Source organism: Rhodococcus sp. IEGM 1406 (assembly GCF_030056745.1).
Classification (GTDB): domain Bacteria; phylum Actinomycetota; class Actinomycetes; order Mycobacteriales; family Mycobacteriaceae; genus Rhodococcus_F; species Rhodococcus_F erythropolis.
This window is the reverse complement of record NZ_JASHKO010000004.1, coordinates 301,789-325,680: the sequence shown is the minus strand read 5'-3', so window position 1 is coordinate 325,680 and position 23,892 is coordinate 301,789. Positions and strand designations below refer to the sequence as shown.

General features: G+C 62.2%; 22 protein-coding genes. 8 read left to right on the top strand and 14 right to left on the bottom strand.

Annotation, left to right across the window (positions count from 1 at the left end):
- Nucleotides 1-391: 391 nt before the first annotated feature.
- The 3 genes from QM596_RS20320 to QM596_RS20310 all read left to right on the top strand — a co-directional run bounded on the left by QM596_RS20320 (nt 392) and on the right by QM596_RS20310 (nt 2,873).
- A complete protein-coding gene (locus QM596_RS20320) occupies nt 392-766 on the top strand; it encodes a hypothetical protein (protein WP_283309797.1) in 375 nt (124 codons plus the stop codon).
- A 112-nt stretch (nt 767-878) separates the two neighbouring features.
- Complete coding sequence (locus QM596_RS20315) at nt 879-2,075, top strand: tyrosine-type recombinase/integrase (protein ID WP_283309796.1); 1,197 nt, start codon at nt 879-881, stop codon at nt 2,073-2,075.
- 336 nt (nt 2,076-2,411) lie between these two features.
- Nucleotides 2,412-2,873, top strand: a complete 462-nt coding sequence (locus QM596_RS20310) for a hypothetical protein (protein WP_283309795.1) — start codon at nt 2,412-2,414, stop codon at nt 2,871-2,873.
- Between the two features lie 257 nt (nt 2,874-3,130).
- Here QM596_RS20310 and QM596_RS20305 read toward each other — a convergent pair whose 3' ends face one another.
- The 3 genes from QM596_RS20305 to QM596_RS20295 form a co-directional block, all read right to left on the bottom strand.
- Nucleotides 3,131-3,421: a hypothetical protein gene (locus QM596_RS20305; protein WP_283309794.1), complete on the bottom strand. Its 291-nt coding sequence runs from the start codon at nt 3,419-3,421 to the stop codon at nt 3,131-3,133.
- 1 nt (nt 3,422) lies between these two features.
- A complete protein-coding gene (locus QM596_RS20300; protein WP_283309793.1) occupies nt 3,423-4,235 on the bottom strand; it encodes a ParA family protein in 813 nt (270 codons plus the stop codon).
- Nucleotides 4,236-4,789: 554 nt separating this feature from the next.
- The gene (locus QM596_RS20295) at nt 4,790-5,647 is read right to left on the bottom strand and encodes a hypothetical protein (protein WP_283309792.1); all 858 of its coding nucleotides are present in this window, start codon (nt 5,645-5,647) and stop codon (nt 4,790-4,792) included.
- 835 nt (nt 5,648-6,482) lie between these two features.
- Here QM596_RS20295 and QM596_RS20290 point away from each other — a divergent pair.
- A complete protein-coding gene (locus tag QM596_RS20290) occupies nt 6,483-7,655 on the top strand; it encodes a tyrosine-type recombinase/integrase (RefSeq protein WP_283309791.1) in 1,173 nt (390 codons plus the stop codon).
- A 39-nt stretch (nt 7,656-7,694) separates the two neighbouring features.
- Here QM596_RS20290 and glnA read toward each other — a convergent pair whose 3' ends face one another.
- Nucleotides 7,695-9,131, bottom strand: a complete 1,437-nt coding sequence (glnA, locus tag QM596_RS20285) for a type I glutamate--ammonia ligase (RefSeq protein WP_283309790.1) — start codon at nt 9,129-9,131, stop codon at nt 7,695-7,697.
- 213 nt (nt 9,132-9,344) lie between these two features.
- On the opposite strand from glnA, the gene QM596_RS20280 reads away from it, so the two are divergent.
- On the top strand, nt 9,345-9,818 hold the full coding sequence (locus QM596_RS20280; RefSeq protein ID WP_019748923.1) for an RDD family protein: 474 nt from the start codon (nt 9,345-9,347) through the stop codon (nt 9,816-9,818).
- Between the two features lie 72 nt (nt 9,819-9,890).
- On the opposite strand, the gene QM596_RS20275 is transcribed toward QM596_RS20280, so the two are convergent.
- The 5 genes from QM596_RS20275 to sucB form a co-directional block, all read right to left on the bottom strand.
- Nucleotides 9,891-10,646 (bottom strand): DUF4191 domain-containing protein, encoded by a 756-nt coding sequence (locus tag QM596_RS20275; protein ID WP_003941625.1) that lies wholly within the window; start codon nt 10,644-10,646, stop codon nt 9,891-9,893.
- A gap of 76 nt (nt 10,647-10,722) precedes the next feature.
- A complete protein-coding gene (lipA, locus tag QM596_RS20270; protein WP_283309789.1) occupies nt 10,723-11,733 on the bottom strand; it encodes a lipoyl synthase in 1,011 nt (336 codons plus the stop codon).
- A 51-nt stretch (nt 11,734-11,784) separates the two neighbouring features.
- Nucleotides 11,785-12,546, bottom strand: a complete 762-nt coding sequence (gene lipB, locus QM596_RS20265) for a lipoyl(octanoyl) transferase LipB (protein WP_020969894.1) — start codon at nt 12,544-12,546, stop codon at nt 11,785-11,787.
- Between the two features lie 29 nt (nt 12,547-12,575).
- Nucleotides 12,576-13,463: a TIGR01777 family oxidoreductase gene (locus tag QM596_RS20260; protein ID WP_283309787.1), complete on the bottom strand. Its 888-nt coding sequence runs from the start codon at nt 13,461-13,463 to the stop codon at nt 12,576-12,578.
- 120 nt (nt 13,464-13,583) lie between these two features.
- Nucleotides 13,584-15,347: a 2-oxoglutarate dehydrogenase, E2 component, dihydrolipoamide succinyltransferase gene (sucB, locus tag QM596_RS20255; protein ID WP_283309785.1), complete on the bottom strand. Its 1,764-nt coding sequence runs from the start codon at nt 15,345-15,347 to the stop codon at nt 13,584-13,586.
- A 364-nt stretch (nt 15,348-15,711) separates the two neighbouring features.
- Between sucB and QM596_RS20250 the strand changes: the two genes are divergently transcribed.
- On the top strand, nt 15,712-16,062 hold the full coding sequence (locus QM596_RS20250) for a hypothetical protein (protein WP_003941713.1): 351 nt from the start codon (nt 15,712-15,714) through the stop codon (nt 16,060-16,062).
- Nucleotides 16,063-16,117: 55 nt separating this feature from the next.
- On the opposite strand, the gene QM596_RS20245 is transcribed toward QM596_RS20250, so the two are convergent.
- Nucleotides 16,118-17,635: a leucyl aminopeptidase gene (locus QM596_RS20245; RefSeq protein ID WP_141488820.1), complete on the bottom strand. Its 1,518-nt coding sequence runs from the start codon at nt 17,633-17,635 to the stop codon at nt 16,118-16,120.
- Nucleotides 17,636-17,794: 159 nt separating this feature from the next.
- Between QM596_RS20245 and gcvT the strand changes: the two genes are divergently transcribed.
- Both gcvT and QM596_RS20235 read left to right on the top strand, forming a co-directional pair.
- Nucleotides 17,795-18,895, top strand: a complete 1,101-nt coding sequence (gene gcvT, locus QM596_RS20240; protein WP_047887993.1) for a glycine cleavage system aminomethyltransferase GcvT — start codon at nt 17,795-17,797, stop codon at nt 18,893-18,895.
- 32 nt (nt 18,896-18,927) lie between these two features.
- Entirely contained in the window at nt 18,928-20,031 is a 1,104-nt protein-coding gene (locus QM596_RS20235; RefSeq protein ID WP_003941766.1) for a branched-chain amino acid aminotransferase, read from the top strand.
- Here the strand turns inward: QM596_RS20235 and QM596_RS20230 are convergent.
- The 4 genes from QM596_RS20230 to cobT form a co-directional block, all read right to left on the bottom strand.
- A complete protein-coding gene (locus tag QM596_RS20230; RefSeq protein WP_283309778.1) occupies nt 20,025-20,846 on the bottom strand; it encodes a dienelactone hydrolase family protein in 822 nt (273 codons plus the stop codon). The two genes, QM596_RS20235 and QM596_RS20230, sit on opposite strands and share 7 nt — an antisense overlap.
- Nucleotides 20,847-20,972: 126 nt before the next feature.
- Complete coding sequence (locus QM596_RS20225) at nt 20,973-21,947, bottom strand: GlxA family transcriptional regulator (protein WP_283309776.1); 975 nt, start codon at nt 21,945-21,947, stop codon at nt 20,973-20,975.
- A gap of 9 nt (nt 21,948-21,956) precedes the next feature.
- On the bottom strand, nt 21,957-22,724 hold the full coding sequence (locus tag QM596_RS20220; RefSeq protein ID WP_283309774.1) for an adenosylcobinamide-GDP ribazoletransferase: 768 nt from the start codon (nt 22,722-22,724) through the stop codon (nt 21,957-21,959).
- Nucleotides 22,725-22,726: 2 nt separating this feature from the next.
- On the bottom strand, nt 22,727-23,872 hold the full coding sequence (cobT, locus tag QM596_RS20215; RefSeq protein WP_283309932.1) for a nicotinate-nucleotide--dimethylbenzimidazole phosphoribosyltransferase: 1,146 nt from the start codon (nt 23,870-23,872) through the stop codon (nt 22,727-22,729).
- Between the last annotated feature and the right edge of the window lie 20 nt (nt 23,873-23,892).

Below are 23,892 nucleotides of genomic sequence, written 5' to 3'. Positions count from 1 at the left end.
TTCTATAAGATTAGATTCTATTAGGGTTGCTACCGTAGGTACAGTGCTTGCGAGTGCTTCCTTACGAAGGAGGCACTTGTCGGTTATGCGCACTGCATTTTAACTATGTACTATCGCCGAAATTTGACGTAATCTCAATACTACGATAAGTAGAGATTATCGTAGTATTCGTCGGATTTTCGAGTGCGATCCTGAATCGCTCATCTCATCCCTCAGTTAGGTGGACTCTATGTCGTCGAGTAATAAATCGGGTGGACGCCGAAACCGATCTCGGTCACCGAAGAAGCGAATCGAGGTTCGCGAACCGAATCGTGGGAGAAGCGCGCCGGATCCCCTCACTCTTGAGTACATCGAGGAGCGAGTCCTGCGTAGAGGCGGTGATATCAGTCGTGTGACAATGCTCGTTCATGTGGATGATTGCCCTGGTTTTGACGGGCTCGTGCCTAGCGAAATCCTCACTGCGATCGAGGCATACAAGCCTCTACTTCCCAGCGACGCGATCTGCGCACATCTGAAGGCGAAGTACCATCCGGACTGCGCAGATTGGACATTGCGCCGCCCAAAGGTGTTTTACAGATCGCCTGAGTGGCTGGACGTCAATTTCCCGCAAGAATGCGACGGGGACCGGAGGGAGTATCGGGTGCTCAATCTGGTCACCGGCCAGGTTTCTGTTCCGCCGACGCTGGTTCGGGCGAATCGGCCGATGTTCATCCAAGAAGAAGTCGACTCCGGCTGCCGTTGCGGCGTCGGATTGTTGTACCGATGATCTCGGTTAGGACCGACGTCAGCGGTCCCCGTCCACGGCAAGATTGTTGTGGCTGGCTTGTCTCGGCCCCTCGGTCCTGTCTTCAGCCCCTCAAGCAGATGGGTGGGGATCAATGGCGGATGGGGTGATTGCGGGGGTGGAGCCTGTTTTTCGTGCGTCTGCTACTCCGGAGCAGTCGGTGGAATCGTTCAATCAAATTGCTGCGATGGAGGATTCGGAGTTCGCGAAACGGTACCGGGCGTTCGTTCACCAGAAGATCCGGGCGCAATCATCGGTTCGCGCCTACGAAACAGGGTGGCGGCACTTTGTGAAGTGGTGCTCTGTCTGGGGGTTCGACCCTCTGCCGGCCAACGAGATTGCGCTCCTGAAATACATGCATTATTGGGGAGATCCAGATTTCATTCGAGCGGAGGGCGAGTCTTATCTGTCCGCCAGCACTCTGTCTGTCTACGTGGTCGGTATCAAGTGGATGCATATTCAGAGCGGAAACCTTTGGCCGACAGTAAAATCTACCAGTGGTGATTCTATATCGGACACCCGCAAACTGATCCAGATTCTCCAACGGGACCGGCGGCGAGCTCCGTTGGGCAAGGCGTTGCTGCGGGACGAGTTGCTGGAAGCTGTCGCACTGATGGAATCCGAATCGAGGTTAGGACGTCGGAACCGGGCATTGTTGTTGACAACCTTTTATGGCGCCTTCAGGCGGAGTGAGGTGGTCGGACTTCGCCTCGGTGATCTCGATCTGTACGCATCGACCTATGACCATGAGTCAAAGAGCATGAAGCATGGCATGACGATTAATCTGCGGTACTCCAAGACCGATCGACGAGGGGCCGGGTCTTTGGTTCAGATCTCCGCGACTAACGCGAGTCCATGTCCGCATCAGGCGATGAAGGATTGGATCGACGTCTGCGATGATGGGCCTGCGGACGGTCCCATCTTCACCCGAATGGGCAATCGTGGACGTCCCAGCCGGAGTCCGTTTCTCAATGCCCGGATCGTAAATGACCTGGTCAAAGGGGCTGTTGTTTTAATCGGCAAGGATCCGACCAGGTACAGTGCGCATTCTCTGCGATCCGGGTTCATCACGTCGGCGTTCGCAGCTGAGGTGCCGGCACCGTCTATCAAGACACAGAGTCGGCACGCCTCATACGAAATGCTGGATCGGTACAACCACAACAGGGCGGACATGGCTGGCAATGCAGTCAGTCAGATGGACCGAAACCGTTGTCAAGCAACGAATGACGACCCTCATATGGAAGCCGAATCACTCGATTGGCCTTCGAAGCGAGGGCGGGGCGTCAGCTAGATGGAGCCGTCGAGGCAGTCGGTGTCCACTGGAGAATGGATCGTGTCGTTGCTGGGCTCCGGCGAACTGACACGGCTGTCGTGTGCAAAGGGTTGAGCTGCCGCGATGTGAGCATGTCCTTTGCATCGATCCGGAGCGACGGCAGCATTATCGTACCGCGCACCGCTCTTATCTCCGTGTGCGTCTTAGGTCCTACTCTTGCCCGTATTACCAAAATGCTAAGTGCAACAGTAAATTTCATCGAAACAATTCCTGGAAGCCGTATAGCTTTGTTACTACCCGTGCGCGAGTAGTCCCTCGGTCGCGCCTGAAACCGAAAGGCTAGGAGTTGTCTCGATGAATATCACGGATCAGGACAAGCGTCAGATCAACAATCGGATGCGGACTACCCGAAATGGACTGAGTGACAGTCTCAGCAGGATTGCTCTCGATATCAGTGGAGAGGAGGACAACGATGATTTCCTTGCTATCTACGATTCGCTTCGTCGGCTGAGGCCCGAGGACGTGGATAGGTTGATGATTGCACGCGTCGGGCGATTCCTGTTGATAAAGATGATGCTGGCGTACAGTCAGGGTTTGATCGGTATCGAGCGGGACTGCGGTGAACTGGCCAGAACTTGGCATGTGACCAGTGCGGGAATCGATGATGCTTACTCACTGGCAGGTGCTGAAGTTGGGGACGCGATCGTCATCTACTTGGACCGCTTGGGACCGTCGAAGGCGAAGCCACGCAGGAAGGCCAATTCTGAGAGTGCCTTCGCTGAGGTGTTGAAAAGGCATGGCTTTCAGCAGGAATGAGCAATGGCTGAACTCGGAGCGTGTGCGGATGCCCCGGATAGTCTCTCTCGTAGCGAGTCTATTGGTACAGGCTCGTCGGACGGCGTGGCGACTCCGTCGGTGCTCCTTGCTCGGAGCCGGCGACATGGGATGGCCCCGTCCGCCCCAGGCTTTACGCGGGTCTGGGGCACCAGCTGCTTTACTCCGCAGCACTTTTCGTGGGCCTGTGCGACCTTTTCGACAAGGAAAGCTTGTTTGGCCAAGTAGGTGTGGACTTACTATCTTGCGAGCACTTCATCGATGCACTTGTTGAACTCGGCGTCCATCGTGGTTCCCAGTTGCGCGAGCTTCGCCTTGAACGCGGCACGTCGAGCCTTGGTCACTCGGGCTGAGACTTGGGCGGTCCGTCCTGTCAGCTCGTCCTGAAGTTCACTCTCTGCTGTAGTTTCTACTGCCGCGCTGGCCGAATCATGGAGATTCGCGGTATCCCGTTGGTCGACCGGAATCGCGGGGTGCCCACTGTGGCGACGAGTGCTCAGGTTGGTCGTGCGCGGTTGCGGTTTCGTCATCTCATCTCCCGCCTTCGTAGATTGAGTTCAGGATTGTGGTCAGGTGCTGGACGTAGGTCTGATGAAGGACGGAAGCCTTTGTAGACCCCCACTGGTCCAGTCCTTGTCCAGCTTCTTGGGCCTCCGCAATGAAAGTTGCTCGCTGAACCGGGGGATCGAGGACGGGGACTGGCGTGGGAAGTTGTGCGAGGGCGCTGCCGAGTTCGCTTCGCCAGTGAGTCATCCGCTTTGTGTTCTGCACCCCGTTGACGATGGCGGCCGCAATGGTGAGCTTGGGATTCGTGTACTCCTGGATTATCTCGACGGTGTCGAGGAGGCGATCCAAGCCGTCGAGGGCGAACTGGCCGAGTTCTGCGACGACCACTATGGCGTCTGCTGCAGTGAATGCGTTGATAGGCAACTGGTCCAGGCTCGGAGGGCAATCGATCAGAATGAGATCGTACCGATCGGAGATGTCCGCGATTGCCTTCTTGAGTCGGCTCTCTCTGCCAGCCTTCATGGTGACCAAGCTCTGAGCCACATCGGCAAGATCGTCACTGCCGGCTGGGACGACATCCAGGTTTGTCCACTCGGAAACCCGTATCGTGTCGGACATCGGTGTGCTCTTAGTCTTGTCCAGGACTGTGGCGAGCGAACAATCGAGGGGACCTTGATGTTTGGGTGCCAGGACCTTGGTTGCGTTGCCCTGCGGGTCAGCATCGACCACGAGAACCTTGAGTCCGTGATCGGTGATAGCGGCGCGTGCGATGTTCACGGTTGTGGTTGTCTTCCCGACTCCGCCTTTCTGATTGGCGAACGCAATAGTCTTGGTCATCTGACTCCACTAATTTGATGGAAAACCAGCTTCTACCTGCGGTTTCTCTAGCTAAGACTATCGAATTCTTAACTTGCCATGTAGTGACGACGCTGGCTTGTGAACATGCTGGGGAGTTAACAATTCAATAAGAGGTCATACCGGTCGATGCGATGCGAAGACACGGTGATTGCGGCCTGATCCGGGTGAGTCAGCGCATGAGAAATCCCGGCTGTTCGCAAGTCGACTTGTTAACAACCGGGATTTCGCGTGGCCGAACTTGTCGAAGCCGACGTTCACTCTCCACGTGCCGTCTGTTCGATACGGGGTCGCCTTGAGGATCATTTGAGGCTTGTCGGTGAGGTTTATTGAGCACCGTGCGACATCTCCGTCACCGTACTGACGAGACTTTGGATAGGAACTGTGCAAGTGAGCGCCTGGGGGTTGTTCGCCCTCTGCCCAAGTCGTTCTCGAAGAACCTCGCGCAGCTCGGGACCCGCCAAAGTCGGTGCGCGAGTCGAAACTTCCAGTCGCACATGGTGAATCCAAGCGTTGCGGCAGCAACTATCGCTGCTCTAATCTTTTCGAACCTCAATGGGAACGGCCTCGGGCTCAGCTCGATCCAGCCCCAGAAGCTTCCCTAGCTCGGCCAACAGGTCGCCGCTCAGCATGGACGGGTTCGCTTCCACAGCCTCGATGATCCCTATGACCTGTTGTGGCGGAAGCTCCACGAGCGTGCGCTGCAACTCAGCGAGGCCTTCCCCGTCAACGATGTTGGCGTTGGAGACGAACTTCATCTGCTCATCACTGAATGCCCGGGCCGCGAGCGCAGCAAGGTAACGTGCCTGAGCTTCCGCGTTACTCATGTCTGTGCGGTACACCTCTTCGGCCACAGCCAACTCCAGGCCATCGTCCACGACCGTTACTTCAACCACGACGGGCTGCTTGGTTGCTGCCTTACGAGCCTTGTGTGCTGCCCTCTTTGCGCGTTGTGCCTCAATGACGGGTCGGGCCTTCTCGTGCCACAACCGCTTGGCGTGGGGAGTTGCCACTGCGATTAAGAGTCGTACGACATTGGCAATCTGCTCGGCATTCTCTTGCCGCTCACTGGCTTGTCGCTCATTTTCTTCCCGCTCATGGGCTTGTCGTCGCTCGTATTCCTCTTCGCTCACATAGATCGTCTCGTTCACGTAGACCGTCTCGTGCTCGTAAACCGTCTCGTAGATCACTGTGGGGTCTGACTTTTCCCCTGCTCTTTGTTGGGTCTGACTTTTTCTCCTGCCCTTCCTCTTCGCCGGATCTGGCTTGTCATCCTGCTCTGCGTCCGGGATGAATCTGGCATGCCCTTTGAGTTTGCCGTCCCTGTCGAAGAGGTTGTGATGAAGCCCGCCCTCCTTTTTCTTACCAGGAGTCAGGTCATCGTCGTCGTACACGTAGCGACCGTTGATGCTAGGAGTCACGCGACACCTCGGGTACAAGGACGCGCGGTGTCGTCCGCGCTGCGATCAGGTCGTCAGGAGTCATCCTTGTGATTCTACTGCCGGTCACCGGCCGCAATTAGGGCTGACGGTTCTGCCAACCTCAAAGGGAGGAGCCATGGCTCGGTTTCACGCCAACAGAGACGGACACAAAGGACTTTGTAAGGCCACGGGATCGGACGATGTCGATAGTGTCCCGTGCGGTGGTGGCGGTTCCGGACGACCTCGACGACCTCCGCCCGGCGTATTTCCACCACACTCAGGCACTCTGACTGTGATTGCTGATCGGGATGCCAGCCTGGTGGTGGCTTGGGCTGTCCAACTAGGGCCGCGGGCGCTCATGGATGCTAAATGTCCAGTTCGGAGTTCGCGAGGTTCGAGCTTGTCCACAAGTTCACAATTGGTGTTGTTGACAAGTGACCGTGAATTGCCGTTAGGCGTTCGGATTGGCTGAACCGATCTGGTAATCCAGCAGGACGAGGTCAGCGTTCCTCTCAATTGTCCATACGAACGTCCCATAGCTTTTAGGTGAGACGGACTGATTGGTGCATCCATAAACGACCCCGAACGTTGGACAGCGAAGCCCGACCGCGGCGCCTAATTAGGATGTTCCAATGTCACGCTCAAACTGGTCGTTCACGATCGAGTGCCCCCGTCGGGTCAGTGGTACAGGCGGCTTGGCTGTCGACAGCCGTGAAATGAGTCCGTATGAGATCGGTCGCCCGGATTGGTGGCCAAGTATCGATGCGGCTTGTCGGAAGTCGGACGTTCGACCCTCGGGCAGGTGCTCGTGACGACGAAGCGGAACCGTCGGTCCGGCGTAGAGGACCGCTGGAGGAAGACGATCAGAGTCGGTGATGTCGAGCAGAAGGTTCCGTCGGCGAATGATGGCAAAGGCAAGCGCTGGCGTGCCCGGTACGTTGACGACCTCGGCACCGAGCATGCAAAGGGCTTCGACCGGAAAGCCGATGCTCAGAACTGGCTGAACACAGCTACGACGGCACTTGGCACGGGAACTCATGTCGCGCCCCGCAATGCTCAGATCACTGTTCAGCAATGGTGCGATCAGTGGATCCTGGGATACGGAGTCCATCGTGACTCGACGGTCAGGCAAGCGCGCACGCACATTGCGCAGATAACCGCGGAGTTCGGCAAGGTGCGTCTATCTGCTGTCCGACCGTCGGCGGTCAAAACCTGGACGTCGAAGCTGAAGGTGGATGGGTTCGCGGAATCGTACATCTACGCGTTGCATTCACGTCTGGCGCAGATCATGGGCGATGCGGTTCATGACGGACTGCTTGGTCGTAATCCGTGCTCGCGTCGGACATCGCCGCCGATGGGTCGCGCCAAGGTCTACGTGATCACGACCGAGCAACTGTGGGCAGTGCACGACGCAATGCCGGCGCACTATCGAGTGGCGATCCTTCTTGGCGCGTTCGCAGGCCTTCGGATCTCCGAAGCGGCCGCGACGCTTGTCGACGATGTCGACTTCACCAGGGGAGTAGTTCACCCGAAGCGGCAGTGGCCGGACAAGCCGTTGAAGACGCAGGGGAGTGACGCGCCGATTCCAGTGCCGCAGTCTCTCGCGCTCCTGTTGTCGGCGTCGGTACAGCAGTGGCCCCATGAGCATATGGTCACGAACGGCGAGGGGAAGGCTGCGGGACCGTGGTTGATCGAACGTGCGTTGCGAGCGGTGAAGGATTCGGGGGACGTCGACCTTCCCGACGAGTTCACATTCCACGACTTGCGCCACTATCTCGCCTCACTGCTGATTGCGTCGGGCGCAGATATCAAGACAGTCCAGGCTCGGCTGCGGCATGCGAGCGCGAAGACGACGCTCGACACCTACGGGCACATGTGGCCGGACGCAGACGAGTCCACCCGCTCTGCGATCGATGCTGTGATCACTAAGCGGGTGGACTCGTGTGAAGATGCTGCGGACGCTGTGCGGACGGAAGGCTAGGTCAGCCGGGTTCCAGTCCAGTTCAGCGACCGATGCGGATCACACGTCGTAGTAGAGCTCGAACTCGTACGGGTGCGGACGCAGGTTGACCGGAGCGATTTCCTGCTCGCGCTTGAGCGAGATCCAGGTCTCGATCAGGTCGGTGGTGAAGACGCCACCCTCGGTCAGGTACTCGTGATCGGCTTCGAGGCGGTTGATGACCGTCTCGAGGCTGGTCGGAGCCTGCGGGATGTTGCGAGCCTCCTCCGGGGGAAGCTCGTAGAGGTCCTTGTCGACCGGAGCCATCGGCTCGATCTTGTTCTTGATGCCGTCCAGGCCGGCCATCATCTGTGCAGCGAAGTTGAGGTACGGGTTACCCGAGGAGTCGGGTGCGCGGAACTCGAGACGCTTTGCCTTCGGGTTGTTGCCCGTGATCGGGATACGGACAGCTGCCGAGCGGTTGCGCTGGCTGTACACGAGGTTGATGGGGGCTTCGTAGCCCGGCACCAGACGGTGGTACGAGTTGATCGTCGGGTTGGTGAAGGCCAACAGCGACGGAGCGTGGTGCAGGATGCCGCCGATGTAGTGGCGAGCCATGTCCGAGAGGCCTGCGTAGCCGGACTCGTCGTGGAAGAGGGGCTTGCCGTCCTTCCACAGGGACTGGTGGACGTGCATGCCCGAGCCGTTGTCACCGAAGAGCGGCTTCGGCATGAAGGTCGCGGACTTGCCGTGCTGCCAGCAGGTGTTCTTGACGATGTACTTGAACAGCTGCAGGTCGTCAGCAGCTGCGAGCAGCGTGTTGAACTTGTAGTTGATCTCCTGCTGTCCGCCGGTGCCGACCTCGTGGTGGCCGCGCTCGAGCTCGAAGCCCGCGTTGGTCAGGTTGGTGGAGATTTCGTCGCGCAGGTCCACGTAGTGGTCGTACGGAGCGACGGGGAAGTAGCCACCCTTGGCGCGAACCTTGTAGCCGAGGTTCGGGGAGCCGTCGGCGTTGGTCTCTGCGCCGGTGTTCCAGGAACCGGAGATGGAATCCAGCTCGTAGAACGCGGAGTTCATGCCGGAGTCGTAGCGAACCGAGTCGAAGATGTAGAACTCGGCCTCGGCGCCGAAGAATGCGGTGTCCGCGATGCCGGTGCTGACCAAGTACTCCTCGGCCTTGCGGGCAACGTTGCGCGGGTCGCGGCTGTAGGACTCACGGGTGAACGGGTCGTGCACGAAGAAGTTGATGTTGAGGGTCTTCGCCTTGCGGAAGGGGTCGATCTGCGCCGTGGTGACGTCGGGAAGCAACATCATGTCGGACTCGTGGATCGACTGGAATCCGCGGACCGAAGATCCGTCGAATGCGAGGCCGTCCTCGAACACGTCGTGGTTGAAAGCAGACGCCGGGATCGAGAAGTGCTGCTGGACGCCGGGCAGGTCGCTGAACCGAATGTCGACGTACTCGATGTTCTCGTCCGCGATGTACTTGATGACCTCTTCGGCCGTGGTGAACGCCACGCTTGTGCTCCTTAAGTCGCTTCAGCCAAGTGATGTCGGTTGAATCCGTCGAGGCAGACGGTAGGGAGCTGGTGTTGCCCGCTCGTCAACCCTTTGTTTCGGCAGTGTTACGCGTCGCAGCATCCTGGGGATTTCCGAAGTCCATGTGACCGGCCACACAGTTAAAACCCGGCAAATCTGGACTACGGTGCTGCGACGCCTATCCTGGACAGCATGGCACGTATCACCGGAACTTGGCTCTCTGGGCCGCAAGCAGCTTTGCCGAAGAGCACGGACGGCCGTGAGCAGTCGTACCGTGGCGAGTTCCTCGGTTTCCCTCAGGAGGGGCCGGGTTCGCTGGTCGGTTCGGGTCGTCGTATCGCCGCACTGTTGGTGGATTGGGTCATGGCCGTGGGAGTGGCCTCGCTCATCACCGGAGACTTCTTCGACGGTATGACCTCGACGGTCACACTGATGGTGTGGTTCGCCGTCGGTGTCGTCACCGTGGCGCTGTTCAACTTCACCCCGGGGCAGTTCGTCCTCGGACTTCAGGTTGCGCGAATCGAAGGCCCGATCCGTGTGGGCTTCGTGCGCGCGTTGGGGCGTCAGGCGCTGTTGGTGTTCGTCATTCCCGCGACCATCACCGACATCGACGGTCGCGGTATGCAGGACCGCGCGACCGGCACTTTGCTCGTGAAGTCGCGCTGACACAAACTTCTCGAACGAAGAAAGACCCGGGTCCGTATGGGCCCGGGTCTTTCGTTTTGCTGTGGGGGAGTGTCAGCGACGACGAATGGTTCGCTGCATTCCCTTCATCTTCGCGCCTCCGGGCATCGGGCCCTTGGGAAGCGCTGCTCCGCCGCCGCGTGCGCTGAGCGCAGCGAGGCGCCCTTCGATGTTGTCCATGCGCTTGGTGTCGATGTTGCGGGGCAACTTGTTCAAGTAGCGCTGGAGCTGCGAGAGCGGAACCTGGCCCTCGTCGTTGCCGATGATGATGTCGTAGATCGGGGTGTCGCCGATGAGGCGGGCAGTCTTCTTCTTCTCCTGCGCGAGGAGGCCCTTGACGCGTTGCGGCGAACCCTCGGCGACGAGGATGACACCCGGCCGTCCGACGACGCGGTGAACGGCATCGAGCTGGGTGGTGCCGGCGACGGCATTCGTGACGCGCCACGCGCCCTGCATGTTGTCGAGTGCCCACGCAGCGGCACCGGCCTGGCCTTCAGCCTTCTTGTACACCGATTTCTGGACGCGGCGACCGAAGATGATGAACGCGCCGAGGAGACCGAGAACGATGCCGATCGGCAGCAGGAACCACTGAAGGCCCCAGATGAGACCGACCAGGAAGAAGACCAGAGCAGCACCGACGAGGGTGCCGATCATCAGCGGAAGGAGGAGCTTGTCGTCCTTGCGCTGCATCTGGAATGCCTGCCAGAGCTGAGTTCTACGTTCCTTGGAAGCCTGCTTGCGGGCAGCCTTCGCTGCAGCCTTTGCCTCTTTGGTGGGTTTGCCCTTACCGGATTTGCTGCCGTTCGCCATGTACCCAGGATACGTCCATTGCTGTGCGCCTTTACTAACCGCCCGCGGTTAATAAAGGCGCACAGCAAAAAGTGGATCAGCGATTCAGGCGCGCCATGAGTGAGCTGGCTTCCTGGGAAGCGTCTCCGCCCTCGGTCAGATGACGCTGCGCCTCGGGCAGTTCACGGCCGTGATGTGCCATGGCCTGCGCATACAGGCGTCCGGCGCGGTACGACGAGCGAACCAACGGACCGGCCATGACGCCGGCGAAGCCCATCTCTTCTGCAGCCTTGGAGTGTGCGACGAACTCCTCGGGCTTGACCCACCGCTCGACGGGGTGGTGCCGGGGCGAGGGTCGCAGGTACTGGGTGATGGTGAGGATGTCGCAACCGGCGGCGTGGAGATCTGCCATCGCCTCGGTGACCTCTTCAGGGGTTTCGCCCATACCGAGGATCAGGTTGGACTTGGTGACCAGTCCGTAGTCGCGTGCTGCGGTGATGACGTCGAGGCTGCGCTGGTACCGGAATGCCGGACGGATCCGCTTGAAGATGCGGGGGACGGTCTCGAGGTTGTGTGCGAGTACCTCGGGGCGTGAGGCGAAGACCTCGTCGAGCAGTTCGGGTTTGCCGTTGAAGTCCGGAACCAGGTTCTCGACGCCGGTGCCCGGGTTGAGTTCGTGGATCTTGCGGACGGTCTCGGCGTAGAGCCAGGCGCCGCCGTCGGGGAGGTCGTCGCGGGCGACGCCGGTGATCGTGGAGTACCGAAGCCCCATGGCCTGAACGCTTTCCGCGACGCGACGGGGCTCGTCGCGGTCGAGGGCGTCGGGCTTGCCGGTGTCGATCTGGCAGAAGTCGCAGCGGCGTGTGCACTGCTCGCCGCCGATCAGGAACGTGGCTTCGCGGTCTTCCCAGCACTCGTAGATGTTGGGGCAGCCTGCTTCCTCGCAGACGGTGTGCAAACCTTCACGCTTGACCAGGCCCTTGAGCTCCGTGTACTCGGGGCCCATCTTTGCGCGGGTCTTGATCCAGTTGGGTTTGCGTTCGATGGGCGTCTCCGCGTTTCGGATCTCGAGACGGAGCAGCTTACGTCCTTCTGGGGCGATAGTCACGACAGTGATCCTACGCCCGGTGATTACTGCAACGGGGTTCGGGCGAGCCCGTCAGCTGTACTGAACAGTAGTAAAAGTCGGAGTAGGCGAGGCGCTTTCGAAGGTGACGCGCTCGACGTTCCGTTCGGTGACGGGCATGGTTCCGTCGAGAGCAGCGATCACTGCCTCGGTCACAGCGGGAGTGACTTCGTCCACGGTGACGTCGCGACCGAGTTCATCCGACAGCGTCGTCACCCCGGCGTCACGGATGCCGCAGGGGATGATGTTGTCGAATCCGGTCAGGACCGAATTGCAGTTCAGGGAGAAGCCGTGCAGTGCCACGCCCCGTTGGACGCGCACGCCGATGGCGGAAACCTTGCGCTCGGGCTTCCATTGCCCGTTTGCGAGTTCGGCGGGCAGCCAGACGCCGGAGCGGCCGTCGATGCGCCCGCAGTTCAGGCCAAGGTCCGTGCACACCGTGATCAGTGCTTCCTCGATACGTCGGACATATCGCACCACGTCGATGGGCTCGGCCAGTTTCACGATCGGATATCCGACCAGCTGGCCGGGGCCGTGCCAGGTGATCTTCCCGCCGCGGTCGACGTCGATGACAGGTGTGCCGTCGACGGGACGGTCTTCGGGTTCCGTGCGTCGTCCTGCCGTGTACACCGGCGGGTGTTCGAGGAGCAGTAGCGTGTCCGGTCCGATGTCGTCTGCCCGCGCTGCCGCGAGCTCACGCTGGCGGTCCCACGCGGCGTTGTAGTCGATCAAACCGAGTTGCTCGACGGCGATCGGCAGTTTCGAGAACCGGGCGGAAACGTCAGCGCTGCTCATGGACGTAGAGATTACGCCCGACTTCGGAATCATCCGAGTGCGGCCGCCAGCGCTTCGCCGATCGTGTTGTGGCGGAAGGAGAATCCCGCCTTTTCCAAAGCCGCGGGAATGGCGCGCTGGCCACCGAGGATACCGCTCTTGGCGAATTCTCCGATCAAGGCTTCGAGTGCGAACCCGGGAACGATCCAGGGAGCCGGTCGGTGGACCGCACGGGACATCGCGTCGTTGAACTGGGCGTTGGTGACAGGGGCCGGACCGGTCAGGTTGACGGGACCGGAGAGTTCGGAATTCGTGAGCGCGAACTTGATCGCGTCGCACTCGTCCTCGAGTGAGATCCACGGAAAGTACTGGCGACCGTTGCCCAGTCGCCCGCCGAGACCGAACGAATAAATGCGCCGAAGCCGACCGAGCATGCCGCCGTGGGGTGAAATCACGACGCCCGAGCGCAGATTGACCACGCGGGCTCCCGCCTTGCGTGCGGGCTCGGTGGCAATTTCCCAATCGCGACACGTCGTGGCGAGAAAGTCGGTGCCTGCCGGCGAATCCTCGTCGACGATCTTGTCGCCGGTGTCACCGTAGTAGCCGACGGCGCTCGCGTTGGCGAGTACGGGAACCTTCTGACTCGCGACAGCTTCGGCCAGGACATCGGTCGCGACGATGCGGCTGTCACGGATCGCCTGCTTGTAGGAACCCGACCACCGTTTGTCGCCGATGCCGACGCCGCAGAGGTTCACGACGGCGTCAGCGCCCTGTAGGACGGAGAGGTCCAGACGGTCGTGGTCCGGGTCCCAACGCGATTCGTCGGGTCCAGCGGTCGAGCGTCGCACGAGACGTACGACGTCGTGGTTGTCGGAGCGCAACGATGACACCAAGGCCGTTCCGATCAAACCGGACGAGCCGGCGATGACTACTCGCATTCGGAAAGCCTCCTTCGATTCAGCCTGCTTCGATATCCGACCGTGTATATCCGACCGTACTGAAAAAGCCGGGGCGCCACCTCCTGATGGAGATGACGCCCCGGCCGGCCGAGCAGTTGCTTACAGGCCCAGATCAGCTTCGAACGAGGCTTCTTCCAACCGCTGCTTCACAGTGGTGAGGAATCGGCCGGCGTCGGCGCCGTCGACCAGACGGTGATCGTAGGTCAGCGGCAAGTAGATCATCGAGCGAACGCCGATGGACTCGTTGCCGTTCTCGTCGGTGACCACCATCGGGCGCTTGACGATCGCGCCGGTTCCGAGCATGGCCGCCTGCGGCGGTACCAGGATCGGGGTGTCGAACAGCGCGCCCTGGCTGCCGATGTTGGTGATGGTGAAGGTTCCACCCGAGAGCTCGTCCGGCTTCAGGCCACCCGAGCGTGCACGCTTCGCGATGTCGGCGATGGCGCGAGCCAAACCGGCAAGGCCGAGATCGCCGGCGTTGTGGATGACGGGGGAGAGCAAGCCCTGATCGGTGTCCACTGCGATGCCGAGGTGCTCAGCGTCGTAGTAGGTGATCTGCTTGGCAGCCTCGTCGTAGCTGGCGTTGATGTTCGGGTGCGACTTCAGCGCCTCGACGACTGCCTTGGCGAAGAACGGAAGGAACGTCAGGTTGACGCCTTCGCGCTCGATGAAGCCGGCCTTGGCGCGGGCCCGCAGGGCGACGATCTTGGTGACATCCACCTCGAAGGTCTGCGTGAGCTGAGCGGTGTTCTGCAGCGACTCACGCGTCTTGGTGGCCGTGATCTGCCGAATACGGTTGGCCTTCTGCGTGGTTCCGCGCAGGTGTGCCAGTTCCGGTCGGACGCCTGCGGCTGCGGTGGCGGCCGGTGCGGCCGCGGGTGCTGCAGCAGGAGCAGCGGCGGCGGGAGCCTTCTTGGCCTCCGCAGCGGCGAGCACATCCTGCTTGCGGATGCGGCCGCCGACGCCGGTGCCGGTGACGGTCGCGAGGTCGACGCCGTTGTCCGTGGCGAGCTTGCGCACGAGCGGGGTGACGTACGGGCTGCTGTCGCCGGAAGCTGCGGGTGCGGCCGCCGGTGCGGGAGCTGCAGCAGGCTTCGGAGCGGGTGCGGCTGGTGCGGCAGCAGGCTTGGGTGCCTCGGCCTTGGGTGCTTCGGCCTTCGGTGCTTCAGCCTTGGGTGCTTCAGCCTTGGGTGCCGGCGGAGCGGCCGGTGCTGCGGGAGCGGCCTTGGGTGCCGGAGCCGCGGCGGGTGCGCCGGATCCGACGACGGCCAGCTGGCCACCGATCTCGACGGTGTCGTCTTCCTGCGCATTGATCTCGAGCAGGATTCCGGCGACGGGGGACGGGATTTCGGTGTCGACCTTGTCGGTCGAGACTTCGAGCAGCGCCTCGTCGACGGCAACCTCGTCGCCGACGGCCTTGAGCCAGCGGGTGACGGTGCCTTCGGTGACGGACTCGCCGAGGGCGGGCATCGTCACGGCGGTGCCTTCAGCGGAACCGCCGGAAGCAGCGGGTGCCTCGGCAGCGGGAGTTTCTTCGGCGGGTTCCTCGGCAGCCGGGGCTTCCTCGGCGGGAGCTTCCTCTGCGGCGGGGGCGGGTGCCTCTGCCTCGGGTGCTGCGGCTTCGCCGGCTTCACCGATCTGGGCGAGCTCGCCACCGATTTCCACGGTGTCGTCTTCCTGCGCGACGATCTTGGTCAGGACGCCGGCGACGGGAGACGGAATCTCGGTGTCGACCTTGTCCGTGGAGACTTCGAGCAAGGGTTCGTCGACTTCGACCGTGTCTCCTTCCTGCTTGAGCCACCGTGTGACAGTTCCCTCGGTGACGCTCTCACCTAGGGCTGGCATCTGGACGGAGAAGGCCATGTCTTTTGACTCCTCGACAGTTGTGTTCGGGTTGTTGAATTTTGTCGACTTGTGGTCGTAATGCATTGTGCTCGAGTGGCGCGCGACGTGCGGCTACTTGTAGCTATTTTGCCGATGTCGACGCGCGGGCGCGGCGTCACCGTCGTTCATCTTTCCATTGATACGCCGGGCGTGTCCGATGAGGGGGATGCCGTCCGTTTCGGGTGTGTCGGCTACTGGCGAGTAGGTATGCGTTGGGGGTCCGGCTGTAACGTCGTAAGCGGACCAAACGGTATGTCGTGCGCAGGCACAACGGACATCGCCTGGCAAACTTGACATATCGCCGGGGTGCATCCGCGGCGTCGGTACCGAGGAGGGTACGACCGTGGGACTGTTCGATCGTTTCAAGCGTCCGCCGAGTGCGGCTCAGGCCGCAGCGCAGAGTGATGCGGATCATCTGGCGAATTGGGCGCACTCGCACGAAGGCGTCGAGGCATATGTGGAACCGCAGACAACGGTGACCGAGGTGACCGTTGTCCTCGTCGCGAAGGACGGGGAGTGGACTCGTCGTCGTGTCGGCGGCGAACGTGGTGCCCGCAAATTGGGACAAGACCTGAAGATTCCGGTCTACGACGTCAGAAAAACGGGATATCCGCAGCGTATGCGCGATCACGACGAGCGTAAGCGAATCGAACGCAAGCGGGCCCGAGAGCAGGAATTGCGCGACGGCGCCTGAACTGCTGTGCGCCTTTATTAACCTCCCGCGGTTAATAAAGGCGCACAGCAAGTGGTCAGCCGTTGACCGCGATGTCCTCCAGGACCGAGATCATCGTGCGAACCGGAACGCCGGTGCCGCCCTTGCCGGTGTAACCCCACGGCCCTGACGTGTTGTACGCAGGACCTGCGACGTCGATGTGCGCCCACTGGACACCCTCGGGAACGAATTCCTTGAGGTAGTGAGCGGCGACCAGCATGCCGCCCCAGCGGTGCGGGGTGACATTGGCCATGTCGGCGACCTTGGAGTCGAGATCTCCGCGCAGTTCCTCGGGCAGCGGCATGGCCCAACCGTTCTCGCCGACGCTCTGCGAGATGGAGGCGACGCGGTCACGGAACTCGTCCGTGCCCATGACGCCGGGGGTGCGGTTGCCGAGCGCCACCATCTGCGCACCGGTGAGGGTTGCGGTGTCGATCATGTAGTCGGGGTTGTCCTCACCCGCGCGAACCATCGCGTCGGCCAGGATCAAACGGCCCTCGGCGTCGGTGTTGACGACCTCGATGGTGATTCCGCCGTACTGGGTCAGCACGTCGCCGGGACGTTGGGCGGTCGCGGACGGCATGTTTTCGGCCATCGGGACGTATGCGACGACGTTGACGGGCAGACCGAGCTTGGCGGCAAGCACGACGGTGGAGATGACCGCTGCGGCGCCGCCCATGTCCGAGGTCATGTTCTCCATCCCGGCGGCGGGCTTGATGGAGATTCCGCCGGTGTCGAAGGTGATGCCCTTGCCCACCAGTGCGACCTTGCGGGCTCCACGCTTCTTCGACGCGTATTCGAGGCGGACGAGACGCGGCTGGCGTGACGAGCCCTTGCCGACGCCGATGATTCCGCCGTAGCCACCCTTCTCGAGTGCCTTCTCGTCGAGCACCTGGACGGTGAGCCCGGCCTCGACGCCCAGTGCCTTGGCGCGCGCGGCGAACTCGGCGGGGTAGAGGTGGCTCGGGGGAGTGTTGACGAACTCGCGTGCGGTGGCGACGGCCTCGGCGATCGCTGCCGACCGTGCCAGCGTTGCCTTGGTCTCCTTGGTGCGCGGCGAGGGCACCAGAAGTTCGACGCGGGCCAGTGGCTGCGAATCAGGACCGGGAGCCGTCATGGACGACTTGAATTCGGTGAAGCTGTACGCGCCCAACGCAAATCCCTCGGCGGCTGCGCCGAGATCGAGGATCGAGAGCGTGGTTGCGACGGTGTCGATGCCAGACAGTGAGCGCGCTGCAGCGCCCGCGGACTTGCGGATCTGCTCACTGTCGAGCTTGTCGGCGGAGCCGAGTCCGACGGCGAGGACGCTGGTGACCGACAGCGCGCTCGGTGCCGGGACGCGGGTGAGCTGCTCGGCCTTGCCGGTGGCGCCGACGGCGATGAGGCTGTCGAGGATCTCGGCGAGCACGTCTTCGGCGACGATGCCTTCGCTTAGTGCGATCTCGGGGCCGTCCGGACCCGACGTCAGACCGACGACCAATATCTCTGCGCGCTTGGCGACTGTGCCGGCGAGAACGAGGTCGGGTCCCAACGATCGGGCTGTGCGAGTGCTCAAGGTGTCTCCTGTGAGGTGAGTGTGCGATGCGTCCGGTTCTGGCGGATGCCTGAGTCGATGTTAGGCCCTTTGCCGTTTGCGGACGGGGCGATCGTCGCGGCCGGGTGAGCTCTCGCTGCGGACATGTTTCGATCGGCGAAGTCCGATAGGTTGTGGGCCATGACCGACGAACAACTGTTGCAGGGCCCGATCCACCCCGTCCACGTCGAACTCGGCGCGACGTTCGCGCCGTTCGGGGGATGGCAGATGCCGGTTTCGTACGCCGGCGTCGTGGCCGAACACACCTCTGTGCGTGAGAGTGTCGGACTCTTCGACGTCAGTCACCTCGGCAAGGCCGTCGTGCGTGGCGCGGGCGCCGCGGAATTCGTGAACTCCGCACTGACCAACGATCTGAACAAGATCGGGCCGGGTAAGGCTCAGTACACGTTGTGCTGCAACGAGTCCGGTGGTGTCATCGACGACCTCATCGCGTACTACGTCAGCGACGACGAGATCTTCCTCGTCCCGAACGCGGCCAATACCGCGGACGTCGTTGCGGCTCTGGTCGCCCTCGCACCGGACGGAATCACCGTCGAGGATCAGCATCGTGCCTACGGTGTGCTGGCTGTGCAGGGTCCGAAATCGGTGGCGGTTCTGACGGCGCTGGGACTTCCCACCGAGATCGAGTACATGGCGTACGAAGATGCGGAATGGAACGGCGTGCCTGTTCGTGTGTGCCGCAGCGGTTACACCGGTGAGGTCGGCTACGAACTCCTGCCGCGGTGGGAGGACAGCGAGCCGTTGTTCCGTGCGCTTCTCGAGGCAGTGCGCGCCGAGGGTGGGCAGGCCGCCGGACTCGGCGCCCGTGACACTCTTCGTACCGAGATGGGTTATCCGCTGCACGGGCATGAGCTTTCGCTCGAGATTTCTCCGCTCGAAGCGCGCTGCGGATGGGCGATCGGTTGGAAGAAGCCGACATTCTGGGGCAAAGAGACCTTGACCGACGAGAAGGCTGCCGGCCCGGCTCGCAAACTCTGGGGGATCAAGGCTCTCGATCGCGGCGTGCTTCGTGCCGGCCTCGGTGTTCTGCGTGACGGCGAGGCAATCGGCGAGACCACCTCGGGGACGTTTTCGCCTTCGCTCAAAGTGGGAATTGCGTTGGCGCTCCTCGATTCCGGTGCCAATGTCTCGGCCGGCGACGAGATCGAAGTCGACGTCCGTGGTCGTGCTCTTCGGTGCGTCGTGGTGTCTCCTCCGTTCGTGGAGACCAACACCAAGTAGAGAGCTTTTTCACGTTCGATAGGATTGCGCCCATGACAGGTGCCGCCGATTTCGTTCGTGTTCAGAGCTCGTCCCCGAAGTCCGACGCCGAGCGCCGTGACATTTTGGCGGCGCCCGGCTTCGGGCGGCACTTCACCGACCACATGGTCTCGATCGACTACACCGCGGGCAAGGGCTGGCACGACGCCCAGGTGTTGCCGTACGGAAACATCGAGCTCGATCCGGCCGCAATGGTTTTGCACTACGGACAGGCCATATTCGAGGGCCTCAAGGCATACCGTCAGCCGGGTGGCGAGATCAGCTCGTTCCGCGTCGAGGCCAACGCCGAGCGTTTCGCAGCATCTGCGCGCCGTCTGGCCATGCCGGAGCTCCCGTCGCAGATGTTCATCGATTCCATCACCGAACTGATCGACGTCGATCTCGACTGGGTTCCCGCAGCCGGTGGCGAGGACGCGCTCTACCTCCGTCCGTTCATGTTCTCCACCGAAGCCGGACTCGGTGTCCGTCCCGCCGACGAGTACCGCTACCTGCTGATCGCCTCACCCGCCGGTGCGTACTTCCCGCGCGGCGTCAAGCCGGTCAGTGTGTGGCTGTCCACCGAATACGTTCGCGCGGCCCCTGGCGGTACCGGCGCGGCCAAGTTCGCCGGCAACTACGCCGCTTCGCTCCTCGCCCAGGCGCAAGCTGCCGACGAGGGTTGCGACCAGGTGGTCTGGCTCGACGCCATCGAGCGCACGTACGTCGAGGAAATGGGTGGAATGAACCTGTTCTTCGTCTTCGGCTCCGGCCCCGACGCTCGCCTCGTGACGCCGTCGCTGTCCGGTTCGTTGCTGCCGGGCATCACGCGCAACTCGTTGCTCGCCCTTGCCGCCGATTCCGGTTTCGCCGTCGAGGAGCGCAAGATCAGCACCGACGAATGGCGCACCAAGTGCAAGAGCGGTGAAATCACCGAGGTCTTCGCTTGCGGCACAGCAGCAGTCATCACCCCCGTCGGACGCGTCAAGTCCGCCGAGGGCGAGTTCACCATCGCCGACGGCGAGCCGGGTGAAGTGACGATGGCACTGCGCGACACCCTCACGGGCATTCAGCGCGGCACCTTCGCCGACACCCACGGTTGGATGACCAAGCTTCACTGATCGCTGGTTCGTTCCGCGAGCAACCGCTCGCGGAAGAACTGCAGAATCTCGTCTCGAGCGACGGTGGTGGGCGATCCCGCCTCGTCGACGAGATGAGCCGTCACCACGCTGTGTGGATTGGCAATGACGTGTTCGAAGAACGGTGACGTTGTCGCGTTGGCCGCTTCGTCGGGCAGCACCTTTCCGACGAAGCGCTCGCCCATGGCCTTCGAGTAGGCCGCGAATCGCTGTGCGCGGCAGAACGGGTCACCTTGAAACCGGTATGCAAGCACCGTGAGGTCTTCGGCCTCGAGTCTCGAGCGCACGGCTTCGAGTTCTTCGGGCCCGCTGTCGGTTTCGTCCGGTCGGTCGAGCGGTAACGACGGTTGGGCGAGAACCGGCGCGATGACCGAGGGTTCGAGCATCATCGACAACGCGAAGTTGCCGGTGAAGCACATCCCGATCACGCCAACGCCAGGACCGCCGCACTCCTCATGCGCCGAAGTGGCGAGTGCACGCAGCCAACGGACCGCCGGACTCGGTTCGTCGACAGCGAGGGCGCGGAACTCCGCACTGACGCAGGCTCTCTTGAACACCGTCAGCCCCTCGTCCACTGTGGGGACCGCTCCGGCGCGCCCGAACAGTGACGGAACGAAGACAGTGAAACCGGCGTCGCGCACCCAGCGGGCGAATCGCGCTACATGCGGGCTGATGCCCGGCATCTCCGGCATGACGATAACTGCGGGACCGGCGCCGGCCACGTACACGGACTTCGCCACTGCGTCGATGGTGATCGTTCGACGGTCGAAGTCTTCGAGCGGATCGTCTTCGGTCATGCTCCGGTTCGGCACGGTGAGCCCTCTCAGTAGTCGAAACAATTCCTCCGCACAGTCTTTCGGCGCGGGATCAACTACAGAAGAGGGCGGTTCGCCACGTTTTCGGGCGGGCTCGCCACGCACGGCCTATCCGGCGCCGCCTTTGCGGAATCGCTTTCGATAGTCGGCCGGGCTGATGCCGACGCGGTCGGTGAACAGGCGACGGAAGGTTCCAGGATCCTGATAGCCGATGTGCCCCAGGATCTTTCCGAGAGACCAGTCGGTCGATTCCAACAACCGTTTCGCTTTTCGGATCCGTGCACGCTGCAGATAACTGCGCGGCGATTCCCCGGTCTCGTCCTTGAACTTCCGAAGCATGGTTCGGGTGCTGAGGTGAAAAGCATCCGACAGCAGATTCAAGTCGTAAGGCTCCGCCATCCGTTCGACCAACCAACTTCCGACGTCGTCGGCGAACTGTGTGTGATTGACGGGCAGCATCGAGTCGACGATGTACGGAGATTGACTGGTTCGATTTTCCGGCGCCAGAGTAATTCTCGCAGTCGTTCGCGCAATCTTGTCGCCGAGGTGCTCGCGCACGAGTGCTGTTGCGAGGTCGAGCGCGGCAGTGAACGCCGCAGTGGTGGTGACGCCGGCGTCCTGGACGATCAACGAGTCGGTTCGAACCGTCGCACCGGGGTAACGACTCGCGAGGTCCGCACCGTACAGCCACGACGTCGTACATCGGCGTCCGTCGAGCAGTCCCGCCTCGCCCAGCAGATACGCGCCGACGCAGACCGACGACACCCGAACGCCGCGCGCCTCGCACGCACGGATGAACTCGATTTCTCTGTCCCACAGCGACAAACGCGTCGTAGGGTCTTCGGACGGCACGAGGTCGAACCCCGGCACAACCAGGTGATCGATGTCGTGATGCCCCTCCTGTACCCCGAGCGAAAATCCACCTGCCGCAACTACGGGCGTGCCCGACGCTGCGATGACCGATACCTCGAAGGGGTCAGCGGACGCTCCATCAGCGACCCGATTCGCGATCAGGAGAAGGTCGGTGAAAACGAAGATTTCGGCCGCCAGGCAACCTTCGTACGCAAGGACACCTACTCGCACGACGTCGGATCACAGTCCGAGAGTGAGGCCGACGGCCGTAAGCGTCACAGTGAGTTCGAGCGCGAATCCGAGAACGTCTCCGTTGAGTCCACCGAATCTACGGACGCAGTGACGCACGCACAGCACACTGATCAGTAGCGCCGACGCGGTCACGAGAGGGCCGAGCCACCACCGGTCGGTGGCAAAGGCGGAAGTGGCGATCAGCGGAACCGACCATACGATTGCGGCCCAGAGCGGTTGTGAATCGGCGACGAGCGCACCGAATCCGTTCGGGCCAGACGCGAGAATGCCTCGGCGGCAGGCAAAAACGACGGCCACACGACCCGCAGCGACAGATACGAGAACGGCGATCCACTGCGTGGGGGAGTCGGCAACAGCGAGGACGCCGAAGGAGACCGATTGCAGCCCAAGGAAGATGAACAGTGCCGCGACCCCGAACGGTCCGGCACCGCCGCTGTGCATGACCTCGCGGGCGCGCTCCGGTGGACCGTAACAACCCAGTCCGTCGAGGGAGTCTGCCAGTCCGTCCACGTGCATCCCGCGTGTCCCGAGAGCGAGCGCACCGACCGTCAGCAAGCCTGCGAGATAGGGATTCAGGCCGATACTGGTTGTGCCCCAAAGCAGAAACGTCGCGGCAATGCCGAGTGCGATCCCGGTGAGCGGAGCTGCCGCGATGGCGCGACGACCGGCAGTTCGGTCGATGTCGGAGGGACCACGAACCGGAAGGACCGTCAGCCACGAGAAGGCCAGAGGCACTCCGGACAGCGGGCCCGCCATGCTCACTCCGCCGTATCGGTCTTGGTCAGGTCGATCGACTCCGGTTCGTCGGCAGGTGCGCTGCCCTGAGTGCTGACACCGGCTTCGGAGAATGTCGCCATCTTGCCCAGGATTGCCACTGCGCCCTGAAGAATCGGGAGCGCTGTGACTGCACCTGAACCTTCACCGAGACGCATGTCGAACTCGACGATCGGGTCGAGACCCATTCGGGTCAATGCGATGGTGTGGGCGGGTTCGGTGGAGCGGTGTCCGGCGACCCACCATTCACGTGCGCCGAAAGCCAGTTCGTCGGCAACCATGGCGGCTGCGGTGACCACTACGCCGTCGAGGATCACCGGCGTACGACGCGAAGCTGCCTGGGCCAGAAAGCCGGCCATCGCGGCGAGGTCGGCACCCGAAGACGTGCGTAGCAGCGCGACTGTGTCGCGAACGTGCGGACGGGCGCGACGGAGAGCGTCGCGAATCGCTGCGGTCTTGCGGATCCACCCGGCGTCGTCGATACCGGTACCTCGACCCACGACCGCGACGGGTTCACTGTCCGTCAGGGCTGCGATGAGAACAGTTGCGGGTGTCGTGTTGCCGATGCCCATGTCACCGGCGATGAGAAGATCTGCGCCCCCGTCGATTTCTTCGTCCGCGATCGCTCGGCCGGCGGCGATGGCCTGAAGGGTTTCCTCGTTCGACATGGCGTCTTCGCGGTCGATGGACCCGGAAGACCTGCGCACCTTGTAGTTCGCGACGGACGGATCGGTATCGCCGTCCACTGCGATGTCGACGACGCGTACCGTGGCGCCGGCAACCTCGGCGAGGACGTTGACTGCCGCGCCGCCCCCGAGGAAGTTGGCGACCATCTGTGCGGTCACTTCCGGCGGATAGGCGGAGACGCCGTTGCGGGCGATTCCGTGATCACCCGCGAAGACGACGACGCGAGGCCGAGCGAAAGCGTGTGGGGGACAAACTCCTTGGCAGGCTGATGCCCAGCCGGCGAGAGCCTCCAGCCGGCCCAGCGAACCGGCCGGCTTGGTCAGATCACGCTGACGCGCGTCGGCCTGTGCCCGCACCTCGCTGTCGGGCGGGGTGACGGGTTCGAAGTCGGCGCTACTGACTGGCGCGACGTCAGGGTTGGCATCTGGATTCGCCCCTGAAATGGGCCCTGGATTGGCCTCGG

What these genes read in the sequence shown, in the direction of transcription:
- QM596_RS20315 (WP_283309796.1), top strand. Translation starts at nt 879, where the DNA reads ATGGCGGATGGGGTGATTGCGGGGGTGGAGCCTGTTTTTCGTGCGTCT.
- QM596_RS20310 (WP_283309795.1), top strand. Translation starts at nt 2,412, where the DNA reads ATGAATATCACGGATCAGGACAAGCGTCAGATCAACAATCGGATGCGG.
- QM596_RS20305 (WP_283309794.1), bottom strand. Translation starts at nt 3,421, where the DNA reads ATGACGAAACCGCAACCGCGCACGACCAACCTGAGCACTCGTCGCCAC.
- QM596_RS20300 (WP_283309793.1), bottom strand. Translation starts at nt 4,235, where the DNA reads ATGACCAAGACTATTGCGTTCGCCAATCAGAAAGGCGGAGTCGGGAAG.
- QM596_RS20280 (WP_019748923.1), top strand. Translation starts at nt 9,345, where the DNA reads ATGGCACGTATCACCGGAACTTGGCTCTCTGGGCCGCAAGCAGCTTTG.
- QM596_RS20275 (WP_003941625.1), bottom strand. Translation starts at nt 10,646, where the DNA reads ATGGCGAACGGCAGCAAATCCGGTAAGGGCAAACCCACCAAAGAGGCA.
- lipB (WP_020969894.1), bottom strand. Translation starts at nt 12,546, where the DNA reads ATGAGCAGCGCTGACGTTTCCGCCCGGTTCTCGAAACTGCCGATCGCC.
- QM596_RS20260 (WP_283309787.1), bottom strand. Translation starts at nt 13,463, where the DNA reads ATGCGAGTAGTCATCGCCGGCTCGTCCGGTTTGATCGGAACGGCCTTG.
- sucB (WP_283309785.1), bottom strand. Translation starts at nt 15,347, where the DNA reads ATGGCCTTCTCCGTCCAGATGCCAGCCCTAGGTGAGAGCGTCACCGAG.
- gcvT (WP_047887993.1), top strand. Translation starts at nt 17,795, where the DNA reads ATGACCGACGAACAACTGTTGCAGGGCCCGATCCACCCCGTCCACGTC.
- QM596_RS20235 (WP_003941766.1), top strand. Translation starts at nt 18,928, where the DNA reads ATGACAGGTGCCGCCGATTTCGTTCGTGTTCAGAGCTCGTCCCCGAAG.
- QM596_RS20230 (WP_283309778.1), bottom strand. Translation starts at nt 20,846, where the DNA reads ATGACCGAAGACGATCCGCTCGAAGACTTCGACCGTCGAACGATCACC.
- QM596_RS20220 (WP_283309774.1), bottom strand. Translation starts at nt 22,724, where the DNA reads ATGGCGGGCCCGCTGTCCGGAGTGCCTCTGGCCTTCTCGTGGCTGACG.